The sequence below is a fragment of the Salarchaeum sp. JOR-1 genome, from assembly GCF_007833275.1.
Lineage (GTDB): Archaea > Halobacteriota > Halobacteria > Halobacteriales > Halobacteriaceae > Salarchaeum.
Map to the genome: position 1 here is coordinate 600,221 of NZ_CP042241.1, position 24,405 is coordinate 624,625.

At 68.3% G+C, this 24,405-nt stretch carries 26 protein-coding genes and 2 pseudogenes; 16 read left to right on the plus strand and 12 right to left on the minus strand.

The window, feature by feature from the left end; genetic code table 11:
* Positions 1–65 precede the first annotated feature (65 nt).
* From FQU85_RS04140 to FQU85_RS04150, 3 genes are all read left to right on the plus strand, one after another.
* Complete coding sequence (locus FQU85_RS04140) at positions 66–1,355, plus strand: amidohydrolase (RefSeq protein WP_145844656.1); 1,290 nt, start codon at positions 66–68, stop codon at positions 1,353–1,355.
* A 126-nt stretch (positions 1,356–1,481) separates the two neighbouring features.
* Complete coding sequence (locus FQU85_RS04145) at positions 1,482–2,309, plus strand: hypothetical protein (protein ID WP_145844658.1); 828 nt, start codon at positions 1,482–1,484, stop codon at positions 2,307–2,309.
* A gap of 192 nt (positions 2,310–2,501) precedes the next feature.
* Complete coding sequence (locus tag FQU85_RS04150) at positions 2,502–3,785, plus strand: adenosylhomocysteinase (RefSeq protein WP_145844661.1); 1,284 nt, start codon at positions 2,502–2,504, stop codon at positions 3,783–3,785.
* 6 nt (positions 3,786–3,791) lie between these two features.
* Here FQU85_RS04150 and FQU85_RS04155 read toward each other — a convergent pair whose 3' ends face one another.
* Positions 3,792–4,589 carry a formate/nitrite transporter family protein gene (locus tag FQU85_RS04155; protein WP_145844663.1) on the minus strand — a complete coding sequence of 266 codons (798 nt, stop codon included), beginning with the start codon at positions 4,587–4,589 and terminating at the stop codon, positions 3,792–3,794.
* Between the two features lie 86 nt (positions 4,590–4,675).
* On the opposite strand from FQU85_RS04155, the gene hjc reads away from it, so the two are divergent.
* Positions 4,676–5,167, plus strand: coding sequence for a Holliday junction resolvase Hjc (gene hjc / locus FQU85_RS04160; RefSeq protein WP_206022066.1), 492 nt, complete (start codon positions 4,676–4,678; stop codon positions 5,165–5,167).
* Here the strand turns inward: hjc and FQU85_RS04165 are convergent.
* Positions 5,156–5,797 (minus strand): SWIM zinc finger family protein, encoded by a 642-nt coding sequence (locus FQU85_RS04165; RefSeq protein WP_145844666.1) that lies wholly within the window; start codon positions 5,795–5,797, stop codon positions 5,156–5,158. The genes hjc and FQU85_RS04165 overlap by 12 nt on opposite strands.
* Before the next feature lie 256 nt (positions 5,798–6,053).
* Between FQU85_RS04165 and FQU85_RS04170 the strand changes: the two genes are divergently transcribed.
* Complete coding sequence (locus tag FQU85_RS04170) at positions 6,054–6,254, plus strand: hypothetical protein (protein ID WP_145844671.1); 201 nt, start codon at positions 6,054–6,056, stop codon at positions 6,252–6,254.
* Here FQU85_RS04170 and priL read toward each other — a convergent pair.
* Positions 6,251–7,324 carry a DNA primase regulatory subunit PriL gene (priL, locus tag FQU85_RS04175; protein WP_145844674.1) on the minus strand — a complete coding sequence of 358 codons (1,074 nt, stop codon included), beginning with the start codon at positions 7,322–7,324 and terminating at the stop codon, positions 6,251–6,253. The genes FQU85_RS04170 and priL overlap by 4 nt on opposite strands.
* 84 nt (positions 7,325–7,408) lie before the next feature.
* Here priL and FQU85_RS04180 point away from each other — a divergent pair, with 84 nt between their 5' ends.
* Complete coding sequence (locus FQU85_RS04180) at positions 7,409–7,996, plus strand: protein sorting system archaetidylserine decarboxylase (RefSeq protein ID WP_145844677.1); 588 nt, start codon at positions 7,409–7,411, stop codon at positions 7,994–7,996.
* Between the two features lie 24 nt (positions 7,997–8,020).
* On the opposite strand, the gene FQU85_RS04185 is transcribed toward FQU85_RS04180, so the two are convergent.
* On the minus strand, positions 8,021–8,764 hold the full coding sequence (locus FQU85_RS04185; protein ID WP_145844679.1) for a DNA polymerase sliding clamp: 744 nt from the start codon (positions 8,762–8,764) through the stop codon (positions 8,021–8,023).
* Between the two features lie 120 nt (positions 8,765–8,884).
* Between FQU85_RS04185 and FQU85_RS04190 the strand changes: the two genes are divergently transcribed.
* Both FQU85_RS04190 and FQU85_RS04195 read left to right on the plus strand, forming a co-directional pair.
* On the plus strand, positions 8,885–9,553 hold the full coding sequence (locus tag FQU85_RS04190) for a heme-binding protein (RefSeq protein WP_145844681.1): 669 nt from the start codon (positions 8,885–8,887) through the stop codon (positions 9,551–9,553).
* A 24-nt stretch (positions 9,554–9,577) separates the two neighbouring features.
* The gene (locus tag FQU85_RS04195) at positions 9,578–10,348 is read left to right on the plus strand and encodes a 23S rRNA (uridine(2552)-2'-O)-methyltransferase (RefSeq protein ID WP_145844683.1); all 771 of its coding nucleotides are present in this window, start codon (positions 9,578–9,580) and stop codon (positions 10,346–10,348) included.
* Here the strand turns inward: FQU85_RS04195 and FQU85_RS04200 are convergent.
* The 3 genes from FQU85_RS04200 to tatC are packed head-to-tail and all read right to left on the minus strand — an operon-like array spanning position 10,345 to position 13,423.
* Positions 10,345–11,031 (minus strand): queuosine precursor transporter, encoded by a 687-nt coding sequence (locus FQU85_RS04200; protein ID WP_145844686.1) that lies wholly within the window; start codon positions 11,029–11,031, stop codon positions 10,345–10,347. The two genes, FQU85_RS04195 and FQU85_RS04200, sit on opposite strands and share 4 nt — an antisense overlap.
* Complete coding sequence (locus FQU85_RS04205) at positions 11,024–11,197, minus strand: ribbon-helix-helix domain-containing protein (protein WP_145844688.1); 174 nt, start codon at positions 11,195–11,197, stop codon at positions 11,024–11,026. Before FQU85_RS04205 ends, FQU85_RS04200 begins: the two co-directional genes overlap by 8 nt.
* Positions 11,198–11,221: 24 nt before the next feature.
* Positions 11,222–13,423 carry a Sec-independent protein translocase TatC gene (gene tatC / locus FQU85_RS04210; RefSeq protein WP_145844691.1) on the minus strand — a complete coding sequence of 734 codons (2,202 nt, stop codon included), beginning with the start codon at positions 13,421–13,423 and terminating at the stop codon, positions 11,222–11,224.
* A 96-nt stretch (positions 13,424–13,519) separates the two neighbouring features.
* Between tatC and FQU85_RS04215 the strand changes: the two genes are divergently transcribed.
* Positions 13,520–14,668, plus strand: a complete 1,149-nt coding sequence (locus tag FQU85_RS04215) for a twin-arginine translocase subunit TatC (protein ID WP_145844694.1) — start codon at positions 13,520–13,522, stop codon at positions 14,666–14,668.
* A gap of 39 nt (positions 14,669–14,707) precedes the next feature.
* A complete protein-coding gene (locus tag FQU85_RS04220) occupies positions 14,708–16,699 on the plus strand; it encodes a helix-hairpin-helix domain-containing protein (protein WP_145844696.1) in 1,992 nt (663 codons plus the stop codon).
* Positions 16,700–16,719: 20 nt separating this feature from the next.
* Here FQU85_RS04220 and FQU85_RS04225 read toward each other — a convergent pair whose 3' ends face one another.
* A complete protein-coding gene (locus FQU85_RS04225) occupies positions 16,720–16,947 on the minus strand; it encodes a hypothetical protein (RefSeq protein WP_145844698.1) in 228 nt (75 codons plus the stop codon).
* 208 nt (positions 16,948–17,155) lie between these two features.
* Between FQU85_RS04225 and FQU85_RS04230 the strand changes: the two genes are divergently transcribed.
* Together FQU85_RS04230 and rpiA are read left to right on the plus strand one after the other, a co-directional pair.
* The gene (locus FQU85_RS04230; protein ID WP_145844700.1) at positions 17,156–18,280 is read left to right on the plus strand and encodes an ORC1-type DNA replication protein; all 1,125 of its coding nucleotides are present in this window, start codon (positions 17,156–17,158) and stop codon (positions 18,278–18,280) included.
* A 35-nt stretch (positions 18,281–18,315) separates the two neighbouring features.
* A complete protein-coding gene (gene rpiA, locus FQU85_RS04235) occupies positions 18,316–18,993 on the plus strand; it encodes a ribose-5-phosphate isomerase RpiA (protein WP_145844704.1) in 678 nt (225 codons plus the stop codon).
* A gap of 44 nt (positions 18,994–19,037) precedes the next feature.
* Here rpiA and FQU85_RS04240 read toward each other — a convergent pair whose 3' ends face one another.
* Positions 19,038–19,205 carry a DUF1931 family protein gene (locus FQU85_RS04240; protein WP_145844708.1) on the minus strand — a complete coding sequence of 56 codons (168 nt, stop codon included), beginning with the start codon at positions 19,203–19,205 and terminating at the stop codon, positions 19,038–19,040.
* Between the two features lie 175 nt (positions 19,206–19,380).
* Here FQU85_RS04240 and FQU85_RS04245 point away from each other — a divergent pair, with 175 nt between their 5' ends.
* Together FQU85_RS04245 and FQU85_RS04250 are read left to right on the plus strand one after the other, a co-directional pair.
* Positions 19,381–19,620, plus strand: a complete 240-nt coding sequence (locus FQU85_RS04245; protein ID WP_145844713.1) for a GIY-YIG nuclease family protein — start codon at positions 19,381–19,383, stop codon at positions 19,618–19,620.
* Positions 19,621–19,678: 58 nt separating this feature from the next.
* Positions 19,679–21,058 carry a phosphoglucomutase/phosphomannomutase family protein gene (locus FQU85_RS04250; RefSeq protein WP_145844717.1) on the plus strand — a complete coding sequence of 460 codons (1,380 nt, stop codon included), beginning with the start codon at positions 19,679–19,681 and terminating at the stop codon, positions 21,056–21,058.
* Here the strand turns inward: FQU85_RS04250 and FQU85_RS04255 are convergent.
* From FQU85_RS04255 to FQU85_RS04265, 3 genes are read right to left on the minus strand one after another with little or no spacing between them, the layout of a single operon-like run.
* On the minus strand, positions 21,051–21,428 hold the full coding sequence (locus FQU85_RS04255; protein ID WP_370516765.1) for a GNAT family N-acetyltransferase: 378 nt from the start codon (positions 21,426–21,428) through the stop codon (positions 21,051–21,053). The two genes, FQU85_RS04250 and FQU85_RS04255, sit on opposite strands and share 8 nt — an antisense overlap.
* Positions 21,412–21,615, minus strand: coding sequence for a ubiquitin-like small modifier protein 2 (locus FQU85_RS04260; protein ID WP_145844719.1), 204 nt, complete (start codon positions 21,613–21,615; stop codon positions 21,412–21,414). The genes FQU85_RS04255 and FQU85_RS04260 overlap by 17 nt, the downstream gene beginning before the upstream one ends.
* A 7-nt stretch (positions 21,616–21,622) precedes the next feature.
* Positions 21,623–22,633, minus strand: a complete 1,011-nt coding sequence (locus tag FQU85_RS04265; protein WP_145844722.1) for a polymer-forming cytoskeletal protein — start codon at positions 22,631–22,633, stop codon at positions 21,623–21,625.
* Positions 22,634–22,752: 119 nt separating this feature from the next.
* Between FQU85_RS04265 and FQU85_RS13585 the strand changes: the two are divergent.
* Together FQU85_RS13585 and FQU85_RS13590 are read left to right on the plus strand one after the other, a co-directional pair.
* Positions 22,753–23,103, plus strand: a pseudogene (locus tag FQU85_RS13585) (AAA family ATPase); the annotation flags it as partial.
* A 51-nt stretch (positions 23,104–23,154) separates the two neighbouring features.
* Positions 23,155–24,405 (plus strand): annotated as a pseudogene (locus tag FQU85_RS13590) (replication factor C small subunit); the annotation flags it as partial.

The window sequence follows — 24,405 nt, forward strand, 5'->3', positions numbered from 1 at the left end:
GCGACGCGTAAGTCTTCCGCCGAGCTTCCAACAGATTAACGGCCGCTATCCACGATTTTTCCGCCATGAGTACGCTACGAGTCGCTGACGGACGGGTGCTCCGCCCCGACTTCTCGGTCGAACGCGCGGACGTGCTCGTCGACCAGGACGCCGGCGAGATTCTCGACGTGGGCGACGTATCGGACGGCGACGAGACCTTGGACGCCGAGGGCTGTCTGGTGATGCCAGGGTTGGTGAACGCGCACACGCACGCCGCGATGACGCTCCTGCGGGGGTACGCGGACGACAAGCCCCTCGACGCGTGGCTGCAGGAAGACATCTGGCCGGCGGAGGCCGAACTCACGACCGAGGACGTGCGTACCGGCACGGAACTCGCGCTCGTGGAGATGATTCGGGGCGGCGTGACGGCGTTCGCGGACATGTACTTCGAGGAACCCACGGTCGCGGAGACCGTCGCGGACGCGGGCGTTCGGGCCCGACTCGGCCACGGCGTCGTCACCGTCGGGAAGGACGACGAGGCGGCGCGTGCGGACAACGAGGAGAGCCTCTCGTTCGCCCGCGAGTACGACGGGTACGCCGACGGTCGCGTCCGCACGATGTACGCGCCGCACAGCCTCACCACCGTGGACGACGACCTCCTCGCGGAGTTCACGGCGGCGGCCCGCGAGGCGGGGGTTCCGCTGCACTTCCACGCGAACGAGACCGAAGGCGAGGTCGCCCCCATCGTCGAGTCCGAGGGCGAACGCCCGCTCGCGCACGCGGACGGGCTCGGGATGCTCACGGGCGACGACTTCCTCGCGCACGGCGTGCACGTGGACGCCGAGGAAATCGACCTGCTCGCGGCGCGCGACACCGCGGTCGTGCACTGTCCGGCGTCGAACATGAAACTCGCGTCCGGAATGGCGCCCGTCCAGCGGATGCGGGAGGCCGGCGTGACGGTCGCGCTCGGCACGGACGGCGCGGCGTCGAACAACGACCTCGACGTGTTCGACGAACTCCGGGACGCCGCGATGCTCGGGAAGCTCGCCGCCGAGGACGCGGCCGCCGTGCCCGCGGAAGCCGCCGTTGAGATGGCGACCGCGGGCGGCGCGGACGCGCTCGGATTCGACTCGGGCCGCGTCGCGGCGGGCGCGAACGCCGACCTCGCCGTCGTGGACTTCGACGCCCCGCACCTGACGCCCGTCCACGACCACGTCAGCCACCTCGCGTACGCCGTCCGCGGGAGCGACGTGCGTCACACCGTCTGCGACGGCCGCGTGCTCATGGAAGACCGCGACATCCGCACGCTCGACGAGGCCGACGTTCGGGCGCGCGCCGCCGACCGCGCCGCCGCACTCGCGGAACGCGCCGACTAACCCCGAATCCGGCGTTTTCGCCCGCAGTAAACGTTCGTGAACGGGTTTTCCACCGCGTTCGAACGGACTGAACGGGTCGAACGCTCATCCCCCCTTTTCTCCGTGCCGCCGGTACGGTGGGATGCGATGCGCTCGATGAAATTCACCGCCGCGCTCGTCGCGGCCATGACAGTACTCGCGGTATCGGTACCCGCAGTCGCCGGTGCAGCGGCGACCGGCGACCTGAGCGTCGGCGTCGACCAGCCCGACGCCGGGAGCGACGCGACCGTCACCGTGACGGCGAACGACACCGCGGTCGCGAACGCGACCGTGAACGTCACGGAGACGACGAACACCACGTACAACGGCACGGGGACGTACGAGACGGACGCGAACGGCACCGTCGTCCTCCCCGCGCCCGACACGAACGTCACCGTGGCGGTGACGGCGACGCACAACAACACCACCGCGTCCGCGACCGTGACCCTCCTCGCGGAGACGACCGCGAGCGAGAGCGGGGAGAACGAGACGGTCACCGAGGAGAGTCCGTTCGGCCAGCAGGTCGAACAGTTCATCGCCGCGATGTTCGGTGAAGACGCCGTCGACGGCCGCATCCTGGCGGACTTCGTCACGGCGAACAACCCGGGCGCTGACGACCGCCCCGACCACGCCGGCCCGCCCGAGGATCGGCCCGGTCACGACGACCGTGACGAAACCGACGACGTGAACGAGACGGCCGAGAACACCACGCAGGGCCCGCCCGAAGACCGCGGCCCCGATCGTGACGACGCGAGCGAGGACGCCGAACACGACGCGCAGGGCCCACCTGAAGACCGCGGCCCCGACCGCGAAGCGTCCGCGAGCGACGACGGCGACGAGGACGAGGACGGCGACGAGGACGAAGACAGCGAGGGCGGCGAAGACGACTCGAACGGCAACGGCAACGGCCGTGAGGGAGCGCCCGGCCGGAACTAACGCGGCCTTCGTAGCGCGCGAGTGAGCAGGCGGCCATCGGTCTTTTTCTGACGGCGGTCGAAGTAGGGGTGTCGCCGCGGTGCGGAAGCGACGGCTGGCCGTATCGGAACCACCGCCGCAGTCCGCCGTCTTCCACCCTCGCGCGGCTTCCTGCTTCGGTAGGGTTTTGGGTCGCGTGCGTGACGCATAGGTATGGAAACGGCCGCACCTATCAGCGAACGCGTCCCGGACGTGGACGCGAAACACGAGTCGGGCCGACAGAAGATCGACTGGGCCCGCGAACACATGCCGATTCTCTCCGCGCTCGAAGACGAGTTCACGGCGGAGCGTCCGCTCTCTGGAGAGGTCGTGGGAATGGCGCTGCACGTCGAGGCGAAGACGGCGGCGCTCGTCGAACTGCTCGCGGAGGGCGGCGCGGACGTCGCCATCACCGGCTGCAATCCGCTCTCGACGCACGACGACGTGAGCGTCGCGCTCGACGCCCACGAGAACATCACGTCGTACGCCGAGCACGGCATCGACGACACCGAGTACTACGAGGCCATCGACGCCGTCATCGACCACGAACCCACCATCACGGTGGACGACGGCGGCGACCTCGTCTTCCGCATCCACGAGGAGTATCCCGAGCTCGTGGAGTCAATCATCGGCGGCACGGAGGAGACGACAACCGGCGTTCACCGCCTCCGCGCGATGGACGCGGACGGCGCGCTCGACTACCCGATGTTCAACGTGAACGACACCCCGATGAAGCACCTCTTCGACAACGTGCACGGCACCGGGGAGTCCGCGCTCGCGAACATCGCCATGACCACGAACCTCTCCTGGGCGGGGAAGACGGTCGTCGTCGCCGGGTTCGGGTACTGCGGGCGCGGCGTCGCGAAGAAGGCCAGCGGACAGAACGCGCACGTCATCGTCACCGAAATCGACCCGCGGCGCGCGCTCGAAGCCCACATGGAGGGCTACGAGGTTACGAGCATGGACGACGCCGCCGGACGCGGCGACGTGTTCGTCACCACCACCGGAAACCGCGACGTCGTCACCGCCGACCACTTCGAGGACATGCAGGACGGCGTCGTGCTCGCGAACGCCGGGCACTTCGACGTGGAAATCAACCTCGAAGACCTCCGAGACCTCTCCGTGAACGAACGCGAGGTCCGAGAGGGCGTGCAGGAGTACGAGCTCACAGACGGCTCGCGCGTGAACGTGCTCGCCGAGGGCCGTCTCGTCAACCTCGCCAGCCCAGTCAGCCTCGGGCACCCGGTCGAAGTGATGGACCAGTCGTTCGGCGTGCAGGCCGTCTGCGTCCGCGAACTCGCCACGCACGGCGACAGCTACGAGGACGGGCTGCACGACGTGCCGGACGCGCTCGACCGCGAGGTCGCGGAACTCAAACTCGACGCAGAAGGCATCGAACTCGACGAGCTAACGGACGTCCAGCGCGAGTACATGGACTCCTGGCAGCACGGGACGTAAGCGGCGCTACTCCTCGCCGCGCACGACGTACCCGTACTTGAGGAGCGCGACGAACAGCGTCCCGCCGACGACGTTGCCAGCGGTCGCGAGCAACAGGAAGTCAGCGTAGGTGGAAACGCCAAACGCGGACGACGACAGGACGGCGGCGAGAACCTCGACATTCCCCGCGATGGAGTGCGGGAGGTGTGCGATGCCGATTCCCATTGTGACGAGCCAGACGAGGGCGATGCGCGCTATCGTGGAGTCCGCGGCGGTGATGAGCCAGGAGAGCAACCCCATCAGCCAGCCGGCAAGCACGCCGCCCATGAGGAGGACGAGCGGCGGATGCGCGACGAGCGGTCGCGCCAGCTGTTCGAACGCCGTGGGGTCGATGATGCCGTATGTGGGGGCAAGCACGACCATCGCCGCCGCGAACACCGCGCCAGCGAGGACGTTCCCGATGTAGACCAATCCCCAGAGGCGAGCGAGTTTTCGGACGGACGCGCGGCCGTCGAGAACCGGAAGAACGGCGAGCGTCGTGTGTTCGGTGAACAGTTCGGCCCGGCCGAGGATAACGAACACGAACCCGAACGTGTACGCGTTCGCCACGAGCAACCGCGTCACGGGTTCGGAGAGCGCACCACCCACGAGCGTGAGCACGACCGCCATGAAGAACGGCCCGAACCCGATGTCGAGGCCCGCTGAGATCGCGGACAGGAAGAGGGCTCCCGCGGGTCGTTCCAGCTCGTCCAACCCTTCCTCTATCTGTGCCGCGAGGATGTCCGTCTTCGACTTCTTGTCCAGCGGCGCGTCGCTCTCGCTCACTGTCCCGTCGTTCGGACGGACGGAAGAAAAACCGCGTGGCCACGGCGACACGTGTCGCTCTTTACACCGGGCACCCAACGGAGGGTATGGTGAAGAACCGGAAGGGCGACCGGCGGGAGCGCGAGCTCGTGAACCGCCTCGACGAGGCCGGGTTCGCGGTGATGCGCGCGCCGGCGTCCGGGAGCGCCACCCAGCGCGAACTCCCCGACGTGCTCGCGGGCGACGGCGAGAGTTTCTACGCCGTGGAGGCGAAATCGTCGTCGGGCGACCCGATCTATCTCACGGGCGAGGAAATCGAGGCGCTCGTGTACTTCTCGCGGAGCTTCGGCGCGCGCCCGAAGGTCGGCGCGCGCTTCGACCGCGAGGACTGGTACTTCTTCCACCCGCACGACCTCCACCGAACGGACGGCGGGAACTACCGCGTGAAGAAGGAGACGGCGCTCGACTCGGGCGAAACCATCGCCGACCTGAAAGCCGCGAGCGACGAAGGGGACGGCGCGCGAACCGTCCGCGAGGTTCTGAACGCGTTCGAGCAAGGCGCTATCTCCATCGAGGACGCCGTGGAACTACTCGACTAGGGGTTCGAGGCGGCTCCGCGGGAACGCGTACCGGGTGAGGTCGCTCGGCGTGAGGTCGTCGGGCGCGAGGGCGCGACTGATTGGGTAGAGGACTTCGACGACCACGTCCGTCTCGGGGTACGTGCGGTTGGTCGGGTAGTCGGCGACGGTGGTGTCCCAGCCGGGAACCGCGACTGCGTTCGCGCGGTCGCGGGTGGTTCGGGCGACGACGAGGAGGTCGCCGCGTTCGCGGTCGCGGACGAACCGACCGGTGTCGAGCGTGCACGGCTCGCAGTAGACGGGCGTGGGTTCGTCCTCGTCGACGTACACCGGGCGCTCGCAGTCCGCGCAGGCGTCCTCGCGCTGGCCGGGCGCGGGGACGCGACCGTCGGTCACGCCGATGGCGACCCGGCGGAGGTGTTTGCAGCGCGCGCGACGGTGCTGGTGGTCCGGGCACGTACACCGGCCCTCGGGGAGGTCGACGGTGTAGACGGTGTCGTACTCGGTGACGACGTCGTAGCAGCCGCCGCCGATGGCGGTGACGGCCATGCGTTCGGTTCGGGCGCGGTCGGCCCGCGTCCGCGTGGAGCCGCCGGGCGAGAGCGCGGTCGGTTCGCTGGTCGTGGTGCTGGTGGGTTTCGAAGGCACCATACGAGAGACGAGGGGCTCAGCGGCCCTAAACCGCTCAGTTCCGACGGACGTTTACGCGCTCGTTGGGGCGTCCGGGGCGGACAGGCGGCCGGTATCGGGCGTCGAGCGGTGGCCGCGCAACCGCGTGCGCTCGACGGCACGTGTCACGTCACACCCGCGGGTGGTCGCCCTATCCTATTTGAAGGTTGCCGAGTCGCGAGAATCGTGAAAAGCCGCGTTCGAAGCCCTTTTCATGCGTTCTCCGGAAGCGTTGGGTATGGCATTCGAGCGGGAGAAACTGGTGGAGGCCGCCTGGGCGTCGCTCGGCGTGGTCGTGTTCATCGCGGCGCTGGTCGGAACCGCGTCGATGAGCGGGGCGTCGCTTGGCCGTCAGGGAACGTTCGCGGTCATCGGAAGTCTCGTCCTCTTCCTCGTGTTGATGGGAGGGATCGGAGTCTACCTCTCGACGCGCGACTAAGTCTCGGACTGCTCGTTCTGCTCGCGCCAGTCGTCAAGTTCGTCCTCGTCGGCGTCGTCGAGTTTCGCCTCGTAGTAGGAGAGCGGGTGGCTGATGTGATCGCAGAGCGCGTCCGGGTTCACGCAGTCGCCGTACGACTTCATCGTCGCGCAGGCGGGCGCGGTGTACTCGGTGGGACTGCTCTCGCCCTGAATGTGATCGGTCTGGTAGCGCGTCATCTCCTCGCCGAACCCGGGGTTCACTTCGTATATCTGGACGATTTCGTCCGTGCTGAGGCCGATGTTCGCGAGAAACGCCGTGATGGCGAAGCGGCTGTGGTGGGGGAGGTGGTCGCCGCGCTGCACGCGTTCGAGGAGGTTCGTCATGCACGGCGGGAACAGTTCGGGGACGACGGTGTCGATATCTCGGGTGAGGTCGAGTTCGGAGAGCACGGTCTTCACCTCGGAGACGGCTTCGCCGAGTTCGCTCCCGATGGCGTCCGGCACGGAGAGCGGGAGGCCGTCGGCGACCCGGTCTTCGACGGCCTGCCGGAGCAGTTCGTCGAGTTCGAGGCCGCTCACGGGGACGAGGCCGTCGTCGAGGCGGCGATTCACGAGCCGCCAGTCCTCGCCGCGGATGCTGGAGGAGAGCAGGAGGTAGGTGGCGACGCCCACGTCGAACCCCTCCTCGGTGGAGGTGACGTGTTCGCGGAGGTCGAACTCGGCGAGCAGGTCGTCGCGTGAGACGCGGGCGTCAGTGCGGACGCTCGCGAGGTCGTCGTCGCTCGCGAAATCCGCTCGGAAGCGCTCGTACGCGGCGTTCGCCTCGCCCTGCGCGTACCGCCGGACGAGGATGTTCTCGTCCACGAGCGAGACGATGACGCGCGCCACCGGATACGAGAGGAGTTCGACGCGCGTGCTGTGCGCGGACTCCCCTATCTCGCGGTCGGTGACCGCCGTGGTGACGCGCTCCAGCGCGCGCTCCACGACCGCGTCGTCGTTCTGCACCACGTCCGCGAGGTTCACGCCGGCCTCCTGAACCGCCGTGCGGGCGCTCGCGAGGAACGGATAGCGGGCGTGGCGCGCGTCCATCTGTTCGCGTTCTCGTGCCGAACCCGAATAAACGCCGCGGATGGCGACCGAACCATCCAAACACCCGGCGCACGAACGCGAGGTGTGCAATTCGCTCCCGGTGCGCGACGGCTCGCGGCGTACGCGCTGGTCGCCGCGCTCCCGTTCGTCTTCGTTCCGTTCGGCCCCGCAGTCGTCCTGCTGGCGCCCGCGTTCGTTCTCTGGTTCCACCGCGACCCCGACCGCGACACGCCGGAATCCGGCGTCGTCGCGCCCGCGGACGGCACCGTCTCCGTGATTCGGGCGGACGACGACTGGCTCCGCGTCGGCGTGTACATGAGCGCCGCCGACGTGCACGTCAACCGCGCGCCCAAAGGCGGTTTTCTCGAACACGTCACGCACACGCCCGGCGCGCACAAGCCCGCGTTCTCGAAGGACTCCGAGAAGAACGAGCGCGTCACCTTCCAGTTCGGCGACCACGAGGTCGTGCTCATCGCGGGCGCGTTCGCCCGCCGCATCCACCCCAGTCGGGAACCCGGACAAGTCGTGGAGCGCGGCGACCGCATCGGCCACATCAGCTTCGGCAGTCGCGCGGACGTGAAACTCCCGCCGACGTACGAGGAATCCGAGTTGCTCGTCGAAGAAGGCGACACCGTCCGTGCGGGCGAGACGGTGCTGGTAGAAGAACAGTAGGAGACGCCTGGAGCGGCCGGGTGGTTAGTCGCTCTGAATTCTGGGCGCAAGCATGTAGGTTACGTTACCTTTCCCTTCGGCGAGGTCGAAGTGGAGTTTGACCGGGAACTCCTCGCCGAGTTCGGCCGTGATTTCCGCGTCCTTCGGGATTGCCTTGTTCATGTCCTTGAGGTAGTCGAGGCTGAACAGGCTGTGCGCGGGGCCGACTTCGAGGTCGATGAGGTCGTCCTCGTCGAGTTCGAGGTGGACGTCGTCCGTGTCGCCCTCCGCGTTCACGTAGAACAGTCCAGTGGTCTCGTCGACGCCGAGCGCGATGTGGTCGGAGACCATGTCGGCGGCGCGGACGGCGCGGTCGAGGTCGCGGCCCTCGATGACGACGGTGGCGGGGAGGTCGAGGTCGGGGAGGTCGGGCTCCTGGCGGATGCTGTCGGGGTCGATGAGCGCGAGCGTGTACTCGAGGCCCTCGATCTGGATGTGGAGTTTGCGGGTTTCCTCGTCGAGTTCGAGGTGGATGAGCTGGCCGGCGTCCGCCATCCCGGCGATGTCCTCCAGTCGGGAGAGGTTGACGCCGATGAGACCGCCGTCGGCGTCGTAGGACTCGAAGGCGTCGCTGGAGAGGTCGAGGTCGACCATGCCGACGTTGGCGGGGTCGACGGCGCGAATCGCGAGTCCGTCCTCGTTGAGGTGGATTTTGCATTCGTCCACCAGCACGCTCACGGCGTCGAGTGTAGTGCGGAGCGTGTCGGCGCTAATAATCGCCTTGAACATCTTATCAACGGGTAGGGCGAGGCGGCATAAAAAGGCACACGGTACGCGCGCGTGCGTGAAGCGCGTCGTGGGGCGGCGACGGGCGAACCGGCTTTGAGGCTGGCACGCGAACAGTCCGATATGGACACGCGAACGAAACTGAAACTAGTCGGTGGCGCTGTCGGCGCGGCGGCCGGCGCGCTGGGCGCGTGGACGCTCGCGGACGCGCTGGCGAAGGCGCGGGTCGAGCGCGTCGACTACACGCACGTCACCGACGTGGACGGCGTGGAACTCCGGCGGTACCCGGAGACCGTTCGAGTGGAGACCACCGCGCCCTCGGAGCGCACGGCGTTCCGCCGGCTCTATCGGTACATCGACGGCGCGAACGACGGCGGCGAGTCGGTGGCGATGACCACTCCGGTCGAGACCGGCGAGTCGGTGGCGATGACCGCGCCCGTCGAGACCGAGGCGTCCGACGGCGACGTGACGATGTCGTTCTTCCTCCCCGCGTCGTACACGCCGGAGACGGCGCCGGAGCCGTCAAGCGACGCCGTCTCGCTCGTCGTCGAACCCCCGAAAACGCTCGCGGTGCTGTCGTTCTCGTGGTGGACGCCCGGAGTCCGGGTGCGCAAGAAGGAATCCGAACTGCTGGACGCGCTCGAAGCGACCGACATCGAGACCGTGGGAGCGCCGGCGTTGCGGCGGTACGACGCGCCGTTCACGCCGCCGTTCCGCCGGACGAACGAGGTCGCAGTCGAGGTCGAGTCGGAGAGCGTGCGCCGATATCTCGCGGGCGAACGAAGCACGTAACCGCTCGCGGACTCATTCTCGGGTATGAGCGGGAAGGACGAGTACTACAACCGCGCGAAGCAGCAGGGGTATCGCGCCCGGTCGGCGTACAAGCTCAAGCAACTCGACCGGGAGCTCGAGCTCCTGCCGTACGGCGCGACCGTGGTCGATCTGGGGGCCGCCCCCGGGGGGTGGATGCAGGTCGCCGCGGAGGAGGTCGGAGCCGACGGCCGAATCGTCGGCGTGGACTTCCAGCGAATCGACGACATCGAGGACGCGTCCGCGACCGTGGAGACGGTGCGGGGCGACATGACAGAAGACGACACGAAAGCCGACGTCAGGGAGGTCGCGGGCGGCGACGTGGACGTGGTGCTCTCAGACATGGCGCCGAACATGACCGGCGAGTACAACCTCGATCAGGCGCGCTCGGTCTACCTCGCCCAGCAGGCGCTCGCGACGGCGCGCGACCTCCTCACGCCGGGCGGCCACTTCGCGGTGAAGGTGTTCGAGGGCCAGGACTTCGACGAGTTCGTGGACGACGTGCGGGAGTCCTTCAGTTTCGTTCGCGTCACCAGCCCCGACGCCTCCCGGGAGTCCTCCTCGGAGCTGTACGTCGTCGGGAAGAACTACGTGAACGCGCCCGTCGCCGCCGGCGACACCCTCACCGTCACCATCGAGGACGAGGGCGAGGAGGGCGACGGCATCGCGAAAGTCGAGGGGTTCACGGTGTTCGTCTCCGGCGCGAGCGAGGGGGACGAGGTCGACGTAGAAATCGAGGACGTGAAGCCGAACTACGCGTTCGCTTCCGAGACCTAGCGCCGGAAGTACGCGACCGTCCCGTACACGAACGGCGTGTCGGCGAACGCGATGGCGAGTTTCAGGACGTACTGACCGACGATGAGCGACGCGACCATCGAGAGTTCGTACGCGCTCCCGACGCCGAGGTAGGTCGGCGCGACGTAGAACGCCACCGAAACGAAGATGACGGTGTCGATGGCCTGACTCGTCGCCGTGGAGGCGATGTTGCGCAGCCAGAGGTACTTGCTATCCGTTCGGCGGCGGATCGCGTGGAAGACGTACACGTCCCAGTTCTGGCTCACGATGTACGCGAGCAGGCTGCCGGCGACGATGTTCGCGCTCGACCAGAGGACGCGGCTGAACTCGGCCTGGCCGACGCCGGAGAACGGCGCGATGGGCGCTTTGATCGTCGTCCAGACGAGCGCGAGCATCAGCAGCGTCATCCCGAACCCGACGTTCACCATCGTCTGCGCGGCGTTCCGGCCGTAGAGTTCCGAGTAGCAGTCGGAGGCGAAGAACGTGAGCGCGTACGCGAGCGCCGCGCCCGGCATCACGAGCGAACTCCCCGTGACGGGAATGCTGAACGGCAACTGGAACATGAGGAGTTTCGACGCGGTGAGCTGGCTCGTCACGAGCGCGGTCATGAAGACGCCAATGAGGACGACGCGGCCCGTCGCGAGCGGAGACTCGGTTCTACTCATCGTCGAGTCTCCCGTGGCGGGCGTCGATTTCGTCGAGCTGGTCGAGCGTCTTCCGGACGCAGGCGCGAAGCGCCTCGCTGCGGTTGACGAACTTTCCGTTCTCGCCGACGTGCGCGTCGAGGTCGTCGAGGAGCTCCTCGGGCACGTCCACGCTTATCTTGGGCATACCCGAGTATTCGAGAGGTATTACTTAGGCCGTGCGTTCCGGCAACGCGCGCCCGCCGCCGCGGCGGCCGCCGAGCGTGCCCACCCAGAGCACGCCGAGGCCGAGGAAGTACGCGGCGGAGAGCGGGACGCCGACGATGAGCATCGTGTACACGGTGTCGGGCGTGAGGAGCGCGCCGAGCGCGAAACTCACGAGCACGGCGACCCGCCAGCGCTCGCGCATCGTGTGGTAGGAGACGAGGCCGCCGGCGTGAAACAGCGCCATCGAAATGGGGACGTCCATCAGGAGGCCGATACCGGCGGTGGTGAGGAACACCATCCAGAGGAAGTTACTGATCCGGTAACTGATGACCATGTCGGCGCGGAGCGCGTCCGCGACGAGGTACGTGATCACGTTCGGGGCGACGAACAGGTAGCCGAGGACGCTCCCGACGGCGAGACCGCCGAAGACGCCGCCCGCCCAGACGGTGATGGTGCGGCGGTCGCCGGTGAGGATGCCGCGCTCCGCGAGCACCGGCCACGCGTAGTAGACGACGAGCGGGAGAGTAGCGATAGCGGCGGCGACAGCGCTCACCTTCGCCTCGAAGACGAGGGCCTCGACCGGATGGAGGGTGATGGGCCACTGCATTCCCGCGGCGGCGGATCCTGGGTCGGCGGCGGGGCCGGCGCTGGCGTTGCTCGCGGTTCGAAGATCAGCGGGCAGTCGGCCGATGAAGTCGTCGCGGAGCGTCGCGAGACCGCCGTAGTAGAGGAAGCCGAACGCCGCGACGAGCACGCTCATGAACACCGCGGCGATGCGGAACGCGCGCCCGCGGAGCGCGCCGAGCACGGCGAGGATGTCCTCGTAGTACCCGCCCACGTCGTCCTCCGTCGTCTCGTCCTCGGTGAACGCGTCCAGCATCCCCGCCGTGCGCTTCGTGACGGTGCCGGCTTCCTCCTCCGCGGCGTCAGCCTCCGCGGCCTGTTCCTCGCGCTCGTCCGCGGCGTCGTCGAAGCGGTCGAGGATGGCCTGCGCCTTCTCGTCGTCGCCGTCGTCGATGGCGGTGCGGGCGGCGGCGAGCGCGTCCTCCTCGTCCATCGCGACGAACCGCTCCTCGGGGGCGGCGCGAACGCCCGCTGCGTCCAGCACGTCGAGGTTCAGGTTCTCCGGTTCCCGCGCCCGCCCGCCGTACACCGCTGCCTCGGCGGACGCCGCCCGCTCGATGGCGACGAACGCGACGTACGCGAGCGCGCCGACCAGCGCGAGCGCGCCGACCGCGAGTCCGACGGGGAGCGGGTCGTACTGCGGCAGGAGGTAGGCTTGCGGGTAGGCCGTCCCGACGAGCGTCTCGTTCACGCGCTCGACGACGCCGTAGCGGTACGCGCCGTACCCGAGCGCGAACCCGACGACGGCGACGGCGAGCGGGACGTTCCAGCGCGCGCGGAGGACGCCGAGCACGTCGATGCGTTCGCTCCCGCGCTTCGCGGTGACGACTATCTTCGTGACGTAGAGGCTAACGCCGTACAGAAAGCAGAGCGGGAGCGCCCACAGGATCTGCGTGAAGGGGTCGGGCGGCGAGAACACCGCGCCGAACGTGAAGATGCCGACGACGGCGTACTTCCACTTGTCGCGGAACGTCTCGTAGGGGACGATTTCGGCGTACGCGAGCGCGGACATCACGAGCGGGAGCTGGGCCGCGAGCCCGAAGGACACCGCGAGCATCAGGATGAACTCCGTCCACATCACGATGGAGTACATCGGCGCGAGGCCGGCCTTCACGGCGTAGTCGGCGAGGAAGTAGAAGACGATGGGGAAGAAGAGGCCGTAGGCGTACGCCACGCCGAGCGCGAACAGGAGGACGGCGGCCACGCCGAGCACGGCGAGGTGCCAGAGTTTCACCTCCAAGTCCGGGACGATACCGCGCTCCTTCAGGGGTTCGCGGGCGTGGTAGAGGAGGGGCGGGACGGTGGCGAGCACGCCGGCCACCAGCCCGATTTTCACCTGCATCAGGATGACGTCGAACGGCGTCTGCGTGATGATGCGGGCCTCGGTCGCGAGGAGGTCGGCGCGGAGTTGCGGCCAGATGACCAGCCGCATCGCGAGCACGCCGCCGAGCAGGCCGACGACGAAGAAGACGAACGCGACCTGGAGTTTCTTCTGGAGCGTGCGGAGCGTGACGCCGATGGTCTCGCGGCCGACGCCGACAGCGCGCGCTGCGTCCTCACGTACGCCGCCCGAACTACTCATTCCCTTGCGGGTAGCCGACTGCGAGTTATCAATCTTCTCGTCTGGGCTACGAAGTAAAAAGCCTATAACGCGGGACGCGCGTATCTCCGCCAACGAATGGGTGACGGCGAGGGCTCGAACGCCGGCGACGAGGACACGGGGCGGCGTCCCGGCGCAGATGTTCCGGTCGGAGACCACGACTCGGACGCCGAGCCGCAGCTCCCGAAACCCGGAGACGACACCGCGCCGTCCAGCGACGCTGCCGACGAAACGGACGGCGACGCGACGGACGTGACGCCCGCGGTCAGGCGGGTCGCGCCGACGCCGGCGGTCGAACGCGTCTCGGGCGGCGACCACGAGGCAGACGCGACCGACGCGGGGCCGACGCTCGCTGACACCGAGCGGTCGCTCGGAGACGACGAGACAGTGGCGAGCGACGAGGCGTTCCCCCCGATGCCCGCGGGGGAGGCGGACGGCGTAGCGCCGGTCGACGGGGCGACGGAGAGCGTGGGCGGCGTGCAGGGCCCGGCGACGGACGAGGAGTTGCCGCTCGCCGACCACGTGGAGGAGATGGTGAAGCGCCTCGCAATCGTGGTCTCCATCGCGGGCCTCGTCAGCATCGCCGTCTGGCCGCTCGGCGAGGAGATCATCAACCACCTCTGGTACGCCGTCATTCCGGCGACGCCGCCCGCGCCCACCGGAAGCGCGGGCCGCGGCGCGCCCCACCTGTACCAGCCGCTCGAACTCCTCATCACCCAGTTCAAGGTCGCGAGCCTCGCCGGCTTGATCGCCGCCCTCCCCGTGTTCGTCTACCAGACGTACGCGTTCATGCGCCCCGGCCTCTACCCGAACGAACGCCGGTACTACCTCGCCGCCGTCCCGATGAGCCTCGTGCTCGCCGTGCTCGGCCTCACGTTCGCGTACTTCGTCGTCCTCCCCGCCGTCTTCGGCTACTTCTACAACTACAGCCAGCCCGTCGCCGACATCGCGTTCGCGCTCTCCGACACCTTCAACCTCATCCTCATCCTCATGGGCTACCTCGCCGTCGTCTTCCAGATCCCCCTCTTCATCATGCTCGCCATCATGATGGGCATCACGACCCGCAGGTGGCTCGAAAACCGCCGCCTCCTCTTCTGGGGCGGCTTCCTCGGCGTCTCCTTCCTCTTCACGCCCGACCCGACCGGCGTCGCCCCCATCCTCGTCGCCGTCACCATGGTCGTCCTGTTCGAGGGAACGCTGGGCGTGCTCCGCTGGACCGGGAACTGAGGCAAGGTTTTTCCGGTGGGGCGAGTAGAGAGTTGTCGAATGGAACTGGAGGACGTGCCGGGCGTCGGCGCGAAGACGGCGGAGGCGCTCCGCGAGCTGGACGACCCGGAGGGCGCGCTCGAACGCGGAGACGTGGCCGCCGTCGCGGGCGCGCCCGGCATCAGCGAGGGGCGGGCGGCGCGCGTCGTTCGGGGGGCGATTCGCGCGCGCCACGACGACCCGGGCGGCTTCCTCGCGACCGACCGCGCCCGCGAACTCTACGAGGACGCGCTCGCGCTCCTGACGGAGCGCGCGGTGACGACGTACGGCGAGAAGCGCCTGCGGACGCTGTACCCCTCGCGGAGTCCCGACCGTATCGCGGAAGTCCGAGAGTTCGTGGAGAGGGCGCGGTCGCGGGAGGTCGAGGATGGCGTGCTGGACGCGCTCGCGGGCGTCGAACCGCTCAGTGAGCCGGAGGGCGTGCGGGTGCGCGACAGGTGTCTGGCGACGACGGACGCGGAGACGTACAGCGAGGCGCAGGAGCGGGTTCCTGAGGTGAGCGTGGAGATCGTCGAGGACGCCCGGGGGCTCGCGGAACTCGCGCGCGGCTACTCGACCGTGGTCGCGCTGGACGAGGCGTTCGCGGGCGTGGACGTGGAGGGCGACGTGCGCGTCGAACCGGACGCGCTGGAGGATCCCGCGGAGGTGGTGCCGGAGCGCGCGCTCGCGTTCTTCGCGGAGAACCGCGACCGCCTGGAAGCCGCGGTGGCGGTGCATCGACGGAGCAGTCTCAGTCCGCCGCTCGACCTCGACACGCTGGAGGGCGCGCTCGCCCGCCTCGAAGCGGACGGGAGCGTCGCGGGCGACGGCGAACTCGACCGGCTCACGGACGCCGTGAACGATTTGGATGCGGCCGTCTCGACCGCCGAATCGGTGGCGAACGACCGGCTCCGGGGGGCGATTCAGGAGCGGGACGTGACCATCGAGGGCGCGGATTTGCTGTCGCTCGTGGAGCGCGGCGCGGGCGTGGACTCCCTGCTCTCGCGCGAACTCGCCGACGAGTTCGACGCGGCGGTCGGGGCGGCGCGCGACCACCTCGTGGACGCGCTCGATCTGACGGAGGGCGAGGCGAGCATCGCCCGCCAGGCCTTCGCGGACGACCCGACGTTTCCCGTGGAGCGCGAGGAGGACGCCGTCGCGCGGCTTCGAGAGGAACTCGCGGCCGCGCGCGACCGGCGGGCGGCGCGGCGCAAGCGCGAACTCGCCGCGGACCTCGCGGACGCCCGCGGGGACGCGACGGCGCTCGTGCGGGCGGCGCTCGAACTCGACGTGGAACTCGCCGTCGCGCGGTTCTGCGACGACTTCGACTGCACGACGCCGGAGCGCGCGGGCGACGGGTTCGACATCGAGGGCGGGCGCTCCCCCCTGCTCGACGTGCCCTTCGAGGACGTGGAGCCAGTGGATTACGGCGCGGACGGCGTCGCGCTCCTCTCCGGCGTGAACTCCGGCGGGAAGACGAGCACGCTCGACCTCGTCGCCACGGTCGTCGTGCTCGCGCACATGGGCCTCCCCGTCCCCGCGGAGTCCGCGCGCGTGCCCGAGGTCGAGGAACTGCACTACTACGCGAAGTCCCAGGGGACGCTCGACGCGGGCGCGTTCGAGGCGACGCTCCGCGATTTCGGCCGGCTCGCAACCGGGGCGTCCGACGCGACGACGCTGGTGCTGGTGGACGAACTGGAGTCCATCACGGAACCCGGGGCGTCCGCGAAAATCATCGCGGGCATCCTCGAAGCCCTGGACGACGCGGGCGCGAGCGGCGTGTTCGTCAGCCACCTCGCGGGCGAGATACGGGACGCCTGCGGGTTCGACGTGACCGTGGACGGCATTCAGGCCGTCGGGCTGGAGGACGGCGAACTCGTCGTGGACCGCTCGCCCGTGAAAGACCACCTCGCGCGCTCGACCCCCGAACTCATCGTGGAGAAACTCGCGGACGGCGACGAGGGAAGCGACCGCGAACGCGCGTTCTACCGGCGCTTACTGGAGAAGTTCTGAACGGCGACGGGGACGCCCGCCTATCGCCGTCGCGCGATAGCGATACCGCCGACGAGCGCGAGGAGTGCGAACAACCCCGTGAAGAGCGCCGCCAGTACGCCGTTCTGCAAACTGAACGAGTGGCGACTACCCATCATGTGCCATCGAATCCACTGACCGGTCATCGTGAAGGAAACCGCGAACCCGGCAGTCCCGAGGACGACGAACGCCGCAGCCCTGAGCGTGGATCGAGACGGGAGGAGGGTCATTAGTGAGAATCACCGCATCCGTTCTGCACCAACAGATACACACGGGAACCTGAAGTGCCAGACATACCACACCCAACAAACCCATATTTCATAAATCTTTTACAGCGTGCAGAGAAGGGAGCGCTCAATAGAGAACGGGAGTGACGCAACGGGCCGTTTTTCTCGACCTGCAGTACTGTTAAGTGGACTGCGGCGAATCTCTCGCGTGATGGCCGAGGACCCCGAGGAGGGGATGCTGTCGTGGGACGAGACGGTGTTCCGCGACGAACACGTCTTCGAGATCGACTACGTCCCCGAGGTGTTCCGGCACCGCGAATCCCAGCTTCAGACCCTCCAGTACGCGCTCCGGCCGGCGGTTCGCGGGAATCGCCCGCTGAACGCGATGGTGCGGGGGCCGCCCGGCACGGGGAAGACGACGGCGGTGCAGAAGCTGTTCGGCGAGCTCGGCGCGCAGACCGGCGTCCGAACGGTGCGAGTGAACTGCCAGCACGACTCGACGCGGTACGCGGTGTTCAGCCGTATCTTCGAGGCGATTTTCGACTACGAACCGCCCTCCTCCGGTATCTCGTTCAAGAAGCTGTTCAATCAGGTGACGGACAAGCTCGTGGAGCGCGAGGAGGTTCTCGTGGTGGCGCTTGACGACGTGAACTACCTGTTCTACGAGAACGAGGCGTCGGACACGCTCTACTCGCTGCTGCGGGCGCACGAGACGCACGCCGGCGCGAAAGTCGGCGTCATCCTCGTCTCCTCCGACCTCGACCTGAACGTCATCGAGGAACTCGACGGCCGCGTGCAGTCCGTCTTCCGTCCCGAGGAAGCCTACTTCCCCGTCTACGACCGCACCGAGATCGCGAGCATCCTCGGCGACCGCGTGAAAGCCGGGTTCCGCGACGGTGCGGTCTCCACCGAACTCCTCGACCGCGTGTCCGAGTTCACGGCGGACGCGGGCGACCTCCGCGTCGGCATCGACCTCCTCCGGCGCGCCGGCCTGCACGCGGAGATGCGCGCGAGCCCCGTCGTCGAGGAGGAGGACGTAGAGGCGGTCTCGGAGGAGGCGAAACACCTCCACCTCGCGCGCCGGCTCGACGGCCTCACGGAGAACGAGCGCGCGCTGATAGAGGTCGTCGCCGACCACGACGGCGAGCGGGCGGGCGACGTGTACGAGGCCTTCTCGGAACGCACGGGACTCGGGTACACGCGGTACACTGAAATCGTGAACAAGCTCGACCAGCTCGACCTCATCCGCGCGGAGTACGAGAGCCTGGAGGGACGCGGCCGGTCGCGGGTGCTGAGCCTCGAACACGACCCGGACGCGGTTCGCGAACGGTTGTAGTGAGTGTTTTCCGGTCGGCGGCCGACCACACAGGTATGAGCGATACCCAGGAGATGAAGCGGCGCGCCGGCGAGTCCGCGGCCGACCTCGTGGAGGACGGAATGGTCGTCGGTCTCGGCACGGGAAGCACGGCCGCGGCGGCGATTCGCGCGCTCGGCGACCGCGTCGATTCCGGACTGGACGTCGCGGGCGTCCCGACCTCGTATCAGTCCCGCGAACTCGCGCGGGAGGCCGGCGTCCCCCTCACGACGCTCGCCGACGTGGAGACACTGGACATCGCCATCGACGGCGCAGACCAGATTTCGGGGTCCGACCTCGTGAAGGGCGGCGGCGCGGCGCACGCCCGCGAGAAGTACGTGGACGCCGCCGCGGAGCGCTTCGTCGTCGTCGCCGACCCCTCGAAGACGGCATCCGTCCTCGACCACCCCGTGCCCGTGGAGGTGCTGCCGGACGCGAAACCCGTCGTCGCCGACACCGTCCGCAACCTCGGCGCGGAACCGGCTCTCAGGGAGGCCGAGCGGAAGGACGGCCCGGTCGTCACCGACAACGGCAACCTCGTGTTGGACTGCGACTTCGGCGAACTCTCGAACCCCGGTGCGACCGCGCTCGACCTCGACGCGGTTCCGGGAATCGTCGAACACGGCGTGTTCCCGTCGATGGCGGACGAAGTGCACCTGGGAACCGACGACGGCGTGACGGTCGAGTACCCGTAGCCCGGGCTACGCGGCGCGAAAAATACGGAAAGAACGAAGCCTGTTTAGAGGTCTCGCGGCTGAACGGTCTTGCGACCGTTCTCCTCGGCGCGGCGGGCCGCGTCGGCGAGGATCTCCTCGACTTCCTCGTCGAGGGCGTCGTAGAAGTCCGAAGCAACGTTCTTGTCGTCCAGCGCTTCCTTCACTGCGGCTTTGACGATGAGGTCTGCCATACACGCCGTTTTTCCCCGCCCCGATTAATAAGGCTTCCCATAAGGATACGGCCACACCGGCCTCACTGGGGCGATTTACGCCCGATTTGACCCCATTGACCCCACCGGATATACCTCTGTCGTCCGGACGCCGAAAACGGAAACCCTCAAGCCCGCGGCACGCGGCGACTCGGCCGTGTCCCACTACGTCTACGTGCTCGAATGCGCCGACGGCACGTACTACACGGGCTACACGACCGACGTGGAGCGCCGCGTCGCCGAACACGACGCCGGCGACGGCGCGAAGTACACCCGCGGCCGCACCCCCGTCACCCTCCGGCACGTCGAGGAGTACGACACGAGATCCGGCGCGATGAGCCGCGAGTACGAGATAAAACAGCTCTCGCGGCGGCAGAAAGAGCGACTGGTGGAGTGACGGCGGTGGGGGTGCAGGAAGCGAGGCGTTTTACGGGGGTGGCGGCGACACTCCGAGTATGGACGAGATCGCGTTCGGAACCGACGGCTGGCGGGATACGCTGGACGTGTTCACGGACGACCGAGTGCGGATGGTCGCGCAGGGCGTCGCCACCTACCTCGACGAGGCGGGGCGGAGCGGAGAGACGGTCGCGGTGGGGTACGACGCGCGGGAGACGTCCGGGGGGTTCGCGGACGAGGTGGCGCGGGTGTTGGCGGCGAACGGCTTCGACGTGTTGCTGCCGGAGCGGGACTGCCCGACGCCACTGGTGGCGCACGCCATCGTGGAGCGCGACCTCGCGGGCGCGGTGGTCATCACGGCCTCTCACAATCCGCCCGAGTACAACGGCGTGAAGTTCATCCCGGCGGACGGCGCGCCCGCCCTCCCCGAGGTCACGGAGGCTATCGAGTCACACCTGGACGAGCCGACGGTGACGCCCGAGGCCGACTGGGGGGACATCGAGGAAGCGGACTTCGTGAGCCGGCATCGCGAACACGCGCTCGGACTCGTGGACGCCGACCTCTCGGGGCTGACCGTGGTGTACGACGCGATGCACGGGAGCGGGCGCGGCGTCACCGACGAACTGCTGCGCGCGGCGGGCGCGGACGTCGTGTCGCTCCGTGACGAGCGCGACCCCGAGTTCGGCGGAACGCCGCCGGAACCCGACTCCGCGAACCTCGAAGGCCTCGAGATCGCCGTGGACGAGTACGACGCGGATCTCGGCGTCGCGAACGACGGGGACGCCGACCGCGTCGCCGCCGTGGCGCCCGACCGCGGCTACCTCGACGGGAACCAGTTCTTCGCCCTGCTCTACGACTACCTCCTCGAAACCCGCTCGGGGCCGGCGGTGCGCACGGTGTCCACGACGTTCCTCGTGGATCGCATCGCGGAGGCGCACGACGCCGAAGTCGTGGAGACGCCGGTCGGGTTCAAGTGGGTCGCCGAGGCGATGGGCGAGCACGACGCGCTGGTCGGCGGCGAGGAGTCCGGCGGGTACTCCGTCCGCGGGCACGTCCGGGAGAAGGACGGCGTGCTGATGGCGCTGTACGCCGCTGCGGCCGCCGCAACGGAGGGCGGTATCGAGGCGCGCCTCGACCGCATCAGCGAGCGGTACGGCGACATCCATCAGGAGAAGACGAGCGTCGACTGCCTCGAGGAGCGCAAACAGCCCGTGCTCCGCGAGCTCGCCGACCGCCTCCCCGAGACGGTGGCGGGCGAGCGCGTGGAGCGCGTGAGCGACGCGGACGGCTTCAAAATCCTGCTCGAAGACGGCTCGTGGTTGCTCGTTCGGCCGTCGGGAACCGAGCCGAAGATGCGCGTGTACGCGGAGGCGGGGAGTCAGAAGCGCGTCGAGGAGCTGCTCGTCGCGGGCCGCGACCTCGTCGAACCGCTCATTTGAGCACGCCTCGACAGCGTTCTCCCCGTTCCTCGATGTCGAACCCGAGCGACGCGTAGAACGGTCGCACGCCGGGGCGGAAGTCGGCGGTGAGCGGCCGCCAGCGGTCGGCAGCGAGTTCGACGAGGCGAGAGCCGATGCCGCTGTCCCGGCGCGCCCGGCGGACCGCGACAGCCTCGATGTGCGCGCCCGTCTCCCGGGGAGTGGTGAGGAGCGCGCCGACGATGCGCCGGTCGTCGTCCGCGACGAGCACGCCGCCCGCCGCGATGCGCCGCTGGACGGTTTCGCTCTCCACGTCGAGCATCGCGCCGTCCAGCACCCGCATCACGCCGAGGTGGTCGCGGGCGGACGCGGGTCTACCGTCGACCGCCACGGATGAGCCGGAGAACCTTCACGTAGTCCGTTTCGACGGGCTGGTCTTCCGGGACGGGCCGGCCGTCCACCATCACCGACACCTCGTGCGGGCTGAGGTCGACGCGGTCGAGGAGGTCGGCGTACGTCGCGTCCGAAACGTCGACCTCGTGGGTGGCGTCGCCCACGACCTCGACCGTCACGTGCATACCCGGATTAGGCCGTGGGCTCGTTTGAGGGTGTCGCGTCCGCGTCACCGTTGCGGCGGTCGCGGCGGTTACGGTACGCCCCGACGAGCGCGCGGACGAGCGCGCCGACACCGACGAGGAGAACGGCGAGCTGGACGAGACCGCCGACAAGCGGCGCGAGGTCGAGCGCCGCGACGAGGAGGACGCCGACGAGGAGGGCGATCCAGCGGTTCTCCATCTCGCGGATGGAGAGGACGTACCGGCCGAGCGTGTAGTTCCCGGCGACGAACCCGACGGTGAGGAGGACGGCGTACGCGACGAACCCGAGAATCGTAACGGGGATTCCGATGAGCGTGAACGCGATGAGGACGAGCGTGATGGGGGCGAAGACGAGGAAGCCGAGGCCGGAGAGCGCGGAGCGGCCGGGCGCGTCGACGGCGGCGTCCGCGACCCGGTCGGTGAAGCCGGGGAGGACGGCGACGAGGAGCGCGCCGACGACGAGCGTGGAGACGACACCGGAGAGCGCGCCGACCCAATCGGGAATCGAGGGGAACGGCCCGACCCCGAACGAGTCCTGAACGACGCCGCCCGCGACAGTCGCACCGGGCGCGCGGACGAGGTCGCCGTCGTAGGAGAGCGTGCCCGCGACGACGGCGGTGTCGGTGAGCGTGACGGTGTCCGCGGCGGCGTTCACGTCGCCGCCGACCCGTCCGGCGATGGTGACCGCGCCGCCGGCGGCGGTGAGGTCGCCCCGGACGACGCCGCCGTCGTCGATTTCGACCGTCCCGCCAAGCGCGGTGACGTCGCCCGTGACGGTGCCGTAGACGACCACAGTACCGCCGAGCGCCGTCACGTCGCCGTCGACCGTGCCGTGGACGACGACCGACCCGCCGAACGCGGTGAGGCCGTCGACCGTCTCGTTCTCGCCGACGACGACCGAGTCACCCGCGCGGGTGTCCGCGGCGGCGCTCCCGGGAACGACCGCGAGGGCGAGCGCGACCACCACGAGGAGGGCCAGCAGGCGCTGTGTGCGTACCATACCGGAGAGACGTCGCGCGACGGCATAAGCGTTCGTCGCGCGACAGGACTGCCGGGTGTTCGCACGCGCCCCACGGGGGTCTCGCGGAACTTAAGGCGCGCCCGCGCCTCGGTTGCGACATGAGTGAGAGCGCGGGCCGCCAGGAGATCTGGGTCGAGAAGTACCGACCCGAGCGCCTGGAGGACGTCGTCGGCCACGAGAACATCATCTCCCGCATCGAGAGCTACGTCAAACAGAACGACCTCCCCCACCTTCTGTTCGCCGGGCCGGCGGGCGTCGGGAAGACGGCAACAAGTGTCAGTATTGCGAAAGAAGTCTACGGTGAGGATTGGCGGGAGAACTTCCTCGAACTCAACGCCAGCGACGAGCGAGGCATCGACGTGGTGCGCGACCGCATCAAGAACTTCGCGCGCACGAGCTTCGGCGGCCACGACTACCGCATCATCTTCCTCGACGAGGCGGACGCGCTGTGTGTTCCACCTGGAACCGAGGTAGTCACCGGGTATCCCTCGTCTCCTGAAGTGAAACCAATCGAGGAAGTGGCAGAGGAAGGCGAGCCGATGCCCTCGGTGGATTTCGAGACGAACGAGATACAGTCCGACGAGGGGCAGCTCGTCGATTCGGGGGTCGCGGACTTCTTCGAGGTGGAACTCGACGACGGGAGGGAGATACTCGCCAGTGCGACGCACCCGTTCTTCGTGGTCGGGGAGGACGACGAACTCGTCGAGCGCGAACTCCGCGAATTACAGGCGGGTGACCAGATTGCCGACTTCAGAGACGACATCGGGGTGTCCCGCTGTGAGGTCTGTGACGACTGGACCGCTGGCAGGTTCTGCTCCATCGAGTGCAAGAACGAGGGACACAGTCGCGAGATGGCGGGTGACGGGAACCCGATGTACGGGACCGAATGGTCGGAAGAGCGCCGTGAGAAAATAGTTGAGAAGCTCTCCGATGGCCGTTTCGCCGGCGAGAACAACCCAAACTACGGGGGGGAGTTCCACGGCGTCTCCATCTGGAGCATGGACGAGGAGAGCGTACAGGAGTTCGTCGAAGCGATAAGCCAACAGCGCTCGGGAACCTCCTGGGAAGAGTGGGTCGTCGAAGCCGACGCGGAGGCGGTGAAAGAGCAGATAGGGCAGGCGTCGTCCCAGTGGTGGAGCGAACTAGACGAGGAAAAGAGAGCGAAAATTAACGAGAAGCGTGTCGAGAATACCGAGTATCCGGTCTGTGACATCACGGGCGACGACAATCCGATGCGCGACCCGGAGGTCGCCGAGAAAGTCTCCGAATCCCTCATAGGACACGAACCGACGGGGCCGAAAGTCGAGTACGTCGACGAACTCGGCCACTACGTTCGGTCGCAGTGGGAGTACGAGGTCGCAACGGCCCTGGACGATGCTGGCGTCGAGTACGAGTACGAGCCGGCGTTCGAACTCTCTGAGTCCGTGTATTACCCCGACTTCCTCGTCGACGACACCGTCATCGAAGTGAAAGGCGTCGCGGAACTCTGGGGTCGAGTCGGGAAGGTCGAGGAGTTCATGGAGCGATACGGTGACGAGTACGAGTTCGTCGTCGTGGGTGACGGTGACCTCCCGAACGATAAGCACTTCGAAAAAGACGAGTTCGAGCCACAAGCCGTCTCAGATGGAGGGAGAGAGCCTGTCTCGACTGCTCGGATACGCAGTATCGAGTACAGCCATCGCGGGAAGGCGTACAACATCAGTATGGAGGGGACGCCGAACTTCATGCTCGGAAACGGGGTGTTGACCCAC